Origin of the sequence: Loigolactobacillus jiayinensis (assembly GCF_003946445.1) — a bacterium.
Taxonomy (GTDB): domain Bacteria; phylum Bacillota; class Bacilli; order Lactobacillales; family Lactobacillaceae; genus Loigolactobacillus; species Loigolactobacillus jiayinensis.
The window spans coordinates 1-2,934 of sequence record NZ_RHOF01000112.1 but is presented as its reverse complement, the minus strand read 5'-3'; the positions used below and the strand labels follow the sequence as shown (position 1 = coordinate 2,934).

The window sequence follows — 2,934 nt, the reverse complement described above, 5'->3', positions numbered from 1 at the left end:
TCAGGTTATGCTGACAAATTTGTCCAAAAATTCGGATTAAATTTGCAATCTACCGAATATCCACTAATAGTGTATATCTATAGTTACATTATTCCACTGCTCAATGGCCTGTATGAAAGTGAAGAGCCAGATTTCACAGAACAATTAAATTCCTATAGTAAAGACTTAGCAAAGGAGATTATTCTTGATTTAATTGGAGCAACGGGTATTGATATACAAGAATTTGATAAATTAGCTATGAAGCTTTAGTTGTACTAATTGCAAATGGGACTACGGAAACTTTTAATAGATTTATCGAAAAGTTCAGCTAATCACTGTTTTTTTTGCATATGGTCAGGAGGTGGCGATATCATGATTAATTCATAGTAAATACGGGTATGAGTTTCCGGAGTGGGCACAGGCGGGTGCTCGGCTCGATAAGATGGTGTAAGGATAATAGACGTCGTGCTAAATAGCGTGGCGTTTTTATTTTGCCCAAAATTTGGAGGTGGCCGGCATGGGCCAGATGGTAAATAGCAGATTTGGCCTTGTCAGTCGCACAGAGACACGTTGCTTGGGTGACTTAGAACATCAGCTTAAAGATGGACGGTGGTAACGTAAAAAGCCGCAGCGACCACATAAGCCGCGTATTACAGTGTGGAGAAAAAACAAGGTAACAAGCGTGAAAAAATAAAAGAAGACCAGATTTTGGTCTTCTTAAAAATGATAATTTATTTATCGTCTTTATCTAACTTTTCCTTTACGTTATCAACCGTATCTTTAACAGCATCTTTGGCATCTGACAGTTTATCTTTAGCCTTACCTAGAATACCTTGACCCTTACCTTCAGCTTCGCGGGCCTTGTCGTTCGTAACCTTGCCTTCAACTTCTTTAGCTTTTCCACTTACCTTATCTTTGGTGCTATCAATTTTGTCATCTAGACTCATAATATAACCTCCCATAATGTATTTGTTACAACAGTATTATTCCACATTTTAATTTGCTTGTCTAATAAGGAGATCCTACAAGAGATAGTGTGAATGACACTTATAAGGTAGATTGCAAATTTAAATATTGATTAACTGATCTTCAATTGCTCAATCATTTACGTTCTAAGAAGCCTAATACAGATAAATTTGGCTAATTATCCATGTAATTTTTGTTGCAATGTATCACCAATGCCATCTACTTTCTTAGCAGCCAAGACGGTGCCACCGATGAGGACACCACCTACAATGAGCGTAGAAGCAATCATAAACTTAAATACACTTTTCAAGACGTCCATAAAATTCCCCCTTACTTTTTACTGGTTCGACCAACAACTAATGAAACAATCAGAACTAAAATAATTGCCCCGATGATCGATGGTATCAATGCCATGCCAGCTAACGAAGGGCCCCAAGTGCCAAGGAGCCCTTGGCCAATCCACGCACCGATTAAACCAGCTACGATATTTGCAATCCAGCCCATAGCAGCACCACGGTTAGTGATTGCGCCAGCAATGGCACCAATGATTGCCCCGACGATTAATGACCATATAAGTCCCATATTTACTCACTCCCTTAGTTAACACGACTAGATTTATTGTCAGACGTTACTTTATCAATGCTGTCACCTAATGTTTCCTTCGATTTCTTTGCGCCCTTACTGACGGCTTCCTTCGTTTTGTCTGTGGCATCGCTCACGCGATCTTGCAGAGAAGTCGAATCTTTTTCATATTGCTCCTTTGTCTTGACATCAACAACATTCACATTTACCTCAATTACTTCTAATTCGGTCATATTCTTTAATTCCCGAACGATAACATTTTTGATCTTGTCATACAGTTTAGAAATATCAATGCCGTATTCAGCAACAATGTCGAGATCCACTGCAACCTGCTTTTTTCCAACCTCTACATCAATTCCTGATGTGACATCTGAAGTATTAACTAGTTTTTCAGCAACATTTGCGAAAAAGCCGCCATCTACGGTTAATAAGCCATCTACTTCAGAAAGTGCGATACCAATGATCTTTTGAATAACCTTATCATCAAATGTTAAATTGCCTTTAACACCAGACTTTTCGTTAGTTGTTGTTTTCTCACTTGGCGTTCCATTCTGCATAATTTTTCCTCCTTATAATTCAAACAGTTATTTAAAAACATTTGTTAAGATACCAGTTTTTTGAATATAATAACCCGCGGTAATCCCGATTGCCATAAAAATCAAAACAAAAAGCGTCTTGAAAAATCCAAAAGTGATGATAAGGACCGCTAAGAGCAATCCCATAATTCCACCAATTAGTGGCCAAAAATAGGCTTTAATGAGTTCGGTCACGTTATCACCTCCTAGACAACTCGAGATTGTTGCACATTAGCGTCCAACTCATTAAAATCAACGAGTCTGATTTTAATTTTTTTCTGTTCAGAAATTCCAAGACAAATACGCAAATCTTTTTTTAATTGATTAAGAAAATTTGCAGTCTGTTGCTTGGCATTGACTGAATTTAGTAGATCACCCGATATTTTAAGTGTGATCCCTTTTCGTGATAACTTAGATGATACCTTGGGGTTGCCAATAAAGGGTTCATGTTGAAGTGCTGAAAGCGCAAAATGTTCAATAGCTTTCTTACTGACGGTCACTTGACCATCAGACTTTTGATGAAGATATAATGATTGTGACCGTGGCCAAAAAAGTGTGATAAGCAAAAAAATAATTAACAGTACCGCCAGAATTACTCCACTCCAAAAGAGGTATATCGGTTCGTACTGCTCCAACCAACCAAGCTTTAATGACATGGGTGTACTAGTACCAATGGCCGTTGACCAATTTTTAAAGACAAGAACTATGGATAAAGGAAATGCAAGGATAATAACAACTACTATTAATGCCTTAAATATAAATCGCAAATCATCACCACCTCGTATTATTAAATTTAGAAACTTACTTCTTTGTACTTAACGACTCAGGCGCT

Annotated in this window: 7 protein-coding genes; 1 reads left to right on the top strand and 6 read right to left on the bottom strand. The window is 37.7% G+C overall.

The genetic code is table 11. The annotated features are described in order from the left end of the window. A partial coding sequence (locus tag EKM80_RS14970) for a hypothetical protein (protein WP_164509593.1) occupies window positions 1-249 on the top strand: 249 nt, incomplete at its 5' end. Between the two features lie 461 nt (window positions 250-710). On the opposite strand, the gene EKM80_RS14640 is transcribed toward EKM80_RS14970, so the two are convergent. The 6 genes from EKM80_RS14640 to amaP all read right to left on the bottom strand — a co-directional run bounded on the left by EKM80_RS14640 (window position 711) and on the right by amaP (window position 2,869). Next, entirely contained in the window at window positions 711-926 is a 216-nt protein-coding gene (locus EKM80_RS14640) for a CsbD family protein (protein WP_003680381.1), read from the bottom strand. 197 nt (window positions 927-1,123) lie between these two features. Continuing rightward, window positions 1,124-1,264, bottom strand: a complete 141-nt coding sequence (locus tag EKM80_RS14635; protein WP_003681696.1) for a hypothetical protein — start codon at window positions 1,262-1,264, stop codon at window positions 1,124-1,126. Window positions 1,265-1,275: 11 nt separating this feature from the next. Further along, window positions 1,276-1,527: a GlsB/YeaQ/YmgE family stress response membrane protein gene (locus tag EKM80_RS14630; protein WP_003680323.1), complete on the bottom strand. Its 252-nt coding sequence runs from the start codon at window positions 1,525-1,527 to the stop codon at window positions 1,276-1,278. Window positions 1,528-1,541: 14 nt separating this feature from the next. Then, a complete protein-coding gene (locus EKM80_RS14625) occupies window positions 1,542-2,084 on the bottom strand; it encodes an Asp23/Gls24 family envelope stress response protein (protein ID WP_125554405.1) in 543 nt (180 codons plus the stop codon). A 27-nt stretch (window positions 2,085-2,111) separates the two neighbouring features. Further along, window positions 2,112-2,297, bottom strand: coding sequence for a DUF2273 domain-containing protein (locus EKM80_RS14620; protein WP_003596522.1), 186 nt, complete (start codon window positions 2,295-2,297; stop codon window positions 2,112-2,114). Between the two features lie 11 nt (window positions 2,298-2,308). Continuing rightward, on the bottom strand, window positions 2,309-2,869 hold the full coding sequence (gene amaP / locus EKM80_RS14615) for an alkaline shock response membrane anchor protein AmaP (RefSeq protein ID WP_057775567.1): 561 nt from the start codon (window positions 2,867-2,869) through the stop codon (window positions 2,309-2,311). Between the last annotated feature and the right edge of the window lie 65 nt (window positions 2,870-2,934).

Excerpts from the sequence above, each read along its gene's own strand:
- EKM80_RS14625 (WP_125554405.1), bottom strand. The coding sequence starts at position 2,084 with ATGCAGAATGGAACGCCAAGTGAGAAAACAACAACTAACGAAAAGTCT.
- EKM80_RS14640 (WP_003680381.1), bottom strand. The coding sequence starts at position 926 with ATGAGTCTAGATGACAAAATTGATAGCACCAAAGATAAGGTAAGTGGA.
- EKM80_RS14635 (WP_003681696.1), bottom strand. The coding sequence starts at position 1,264 with ATGGACGTCTTGAAAAGTGTATTTAAGTTTATGATTGCTTCTACGCTC.
- EKM80_RS14630 (WP_003680323.1), bottom strand. The coding sequence starts at position 1,527 with ATGGGACTTATATGGTCATTAATCGTCGGGGCAATCATTGGTGCCATT.